Source organism: Micromonospora sp. 4G55 (assembly GCF_016803375.1).
In genome coordinates, this window is sequence record NZ_JAEVHN010000807.1 from 1 (window position 1) to 2,494 (window position 2,494).

At 75.7% G+C, this 2,494-nt stretch carries 3 protein-coding genes and 1 pseudogene; 2 read left to right on the forward strand and 2 right to left on the reverse strand.

Going from position 1 to position 2,494, the window contains the following annotated elements:
• The coding region (locus JNW89_RS34500) for a cupin domain-containing protein (protein WP_238452222.1) at positions 1-435 on the reverse strand (435 nt) is incomplete at its 3' end.
• A gap of 244 nt (positions 436-679) precedes the next feature.
• Entirely contained in the window at positions 680-859 is a 180-nt protein-coding gene (locus tag JNW89_RS34505) for a hypothetical protein (protein ID WP_238452223.1), read from the reverse strand.
• Between the two features lie 392 nt (positions 860-1,251).
• On the opposite strand from JNW89_RS34505, the gene JNW89_RS34510 reads away from it, so the two are divergent.
• Both JNW89_RS34510 and JNW89_RS34515 read left to right on the forward strand, forming a co-directional pair.
• Positions 1,252-1,950 (forward strand): response regulator transcription factor, encoded by a 699-nt coding sequence (locus tag JNW89_RS34510; protein WP_238452224.1) that lies wholly within the window; start codon positions 1,252-1,254, stop codon positions 1,948-1,950.
• A pseudogene (locus tag JNW89_RS34515) lies at positions 1,947-2,494 on the forward strand (hypothetical protein); the annotation flags it as partial. The gene JNW89_RS34510 and the pseudogene JNW89_RS34515, both read left to right, overlap by 4 nt.

A 2,494-nucleotide genomic window follows, 5' to 3' on the forward strand; every position in this document is an offset into this window, starting at 1 on the left:
CGGGCCGGTCGGGCGGGGCCGGTGGACCGCCGCCGGGGCGGTCACGGACGTCGGCGGCTCGTCCTCGCCGGCCGCCTCCGCCGCGTCGGCCTCCTCCTTCGTCCGGTGCACCACCTGGTCGGCGTGCTCTGGCGGGCCGTAGACGGTGTAGAGCACCAGCGGGTTCGGCCCGGTGTTGACGAAGTTGTGCTTGGTGCCGGCCGGCACCACCACCAGATCGCCCTGGACGACCTCCCTGGTCTCCCCCGCCACCCGCGCCTCGCCGGTACCGCTGACGAAGGTCAGGATCTGGTCGATCCCGTCGTGCACCTCCTCACCGATCTCGCCGCCCGGCGGGATGGTCATGATCACAAGTTGGGTCTTCTCACCGGTCCAGAGCACCCGGCGGAAGTCCGGGCTCTTCTGGGCGACGGTCGCGATCGTGAAATGCTCCATGGCGCGCTCATACCCGGCCCGGGCCTCCGTCACGCCGGGACTCGCAGATCGTGGAATTCCCCACCCGCCGGAGGTTTGCCGCCCCGCGCAACGGGCATCGACCACACTGACGGCTGCGTACGCGCGGCTGTCGAGCCAGGTCCCCGCTGGCGTACCGCCGAAGGGCTGCGGTGGTGGGAGACGGCCGGAGCGCGGCGACGTGACGACCCAGGGGTCGGGCGGCGCCGTGCGCCCGTGTCCGGGCTCAGTGGCGGCGTTGGGGCACGGGCGGGGAACCGACGCAGACCACCCTCAGCTCGTCCTCGCCCTCCGGGCCGGCGAAGCGGACCTCGACGTGCTCGTCCGGTCCCCGGTCGACATCGCGGACCCGGTAGCCCTGCGCCGGCGCCCAGGAGACCAGCCGCACCCCCCGACGGCCCCGCACTCGGCCACCGCTGTCCCGCCGCTGGTGGCCCAGCACCCCGACGCGCGCCCGCGGTCGAGGTGACGGCGACGCCTGAGGGTGTCGGGCCGGCGGCCGGCGGGGTGGACCCCGGCCGGCGGACGGGTGGCGCCGTCGCGAGCGCCCGCCGCACCTCCTCCTGGCTGCGTACGCCACCCGGGGTGCCGCTGATGCTCTCGCCGACCAGCCGGATCGCCGCCAGGCCGATGAGCAGCGCGGCGACCGCGGTGGCGAGCCAACCGAGCACGGCGAGCAGGGGGCGACCGGGCATTCCCCGAGTCTGCCCGACGTCGGGTTGCGGCGCGCCCAGGGCAGGGTTAAGGGAGGGTTGCGGCGGGCGGCCGGCAGCGGCGGCGCGGATTAGCCTGCCAGGTGTGGCCCGCCTGCTGCTGATCGAGGACGATCTCACCATCCGTACGCCGCTGATCCGCGCGCTGCGCGACCGCGGGCACGCCGTGGCCGCCGCCTCCACCGCCCTGACCGGCCTGCGGGACGCGCTCGAGGACCGGCCGGACCTGGTCGTGCTCGACCTGGGACTGCCCGATCTGGACGGTGCCGAGCTGCTGCGGATGCTCCGGGCGGTCAGCTCCGTGCCGGTCATCGTGGCCACCGCGCGCGACGACGAGCGGGAGATCGTCCGGATCCTCGACGCCGGGGCGGACGACTACGTGGTCAAGCCGTTCACCGCGGCGCAGTTGGACGCCCGGGCCCGCGCGGTGCTGCGGCGGGCCGCCCCGGAGGACCGGGACGCCGACCCGGCGCTGGTGGTCGGCGGACTGCGGATCGACCCGCGTACCCGCCTGGTCAGCCTGGACGGGGTCCCGGTGGAGCTGACCCCGCGCGAGTTCGACCTGCTGCACCACCTGGCCGGCCGGCCCGGGCAGGTGGTGACCAAGCGGGAGCTGCTCACCGAGGTGTGGCGGATCCCGTACGGCGGCGCCGACAAGACCGTCGACGTGCACCTGTCCTGGCTGCGCCGCAAGCTCGGCGAGAACGCCCAGCAGCCCCGCTACCTGCACACCGTCCGCGGCGTCGGCGTGCGGCTGGCGCCGCCGCCCGGGACCGTCGGGTGAGACGACGGCTGGCCCTGCTGGTCGCGTCGGTCAGCGTGCTCACCCTGATCGCCTTCCTGGTGCCGCTGGCGCTGCTGGTCCGCACCGTCGCCGAGGACCGGGCGACCGTGCGCGCGACGGCCGACGCGCAGAGCCTGGTGCCGGTGGTCGGCACCGCCGAGCTCGGCACCGTCCGGATCACCGTCGAGCAACTCGTCGCCGAGTCGGGGCGGCCGGTCACCGTCTTCCTGCCCGACGGCACGGTGCTGGGCGCCCCCGCGCCGCGTACGCCGGCGGTGGCGCTGGCCGCGCGGGGGCAGAGCCTGACCGCGGAGTCCGACGGCGGGCGGGAGGTGGTCATCGCCGTCCAGGGCCGCCGAGCTCGGCACGTCCGGATCACGTCGAGCAACTCGTCGCCGAGTCGGGGCGGCCGGTCACCGTCTTCCTGCCCGACGGCACGGTGCTGGGGCGCCCCCGCGCCGCGTACGCCGGCGGTGGCGCTGGCCGCGCGGGGGCAGAGCCTGACCGCGGAGTCCGACGGCGGGCGGGAGGTGGTCATCGCCGT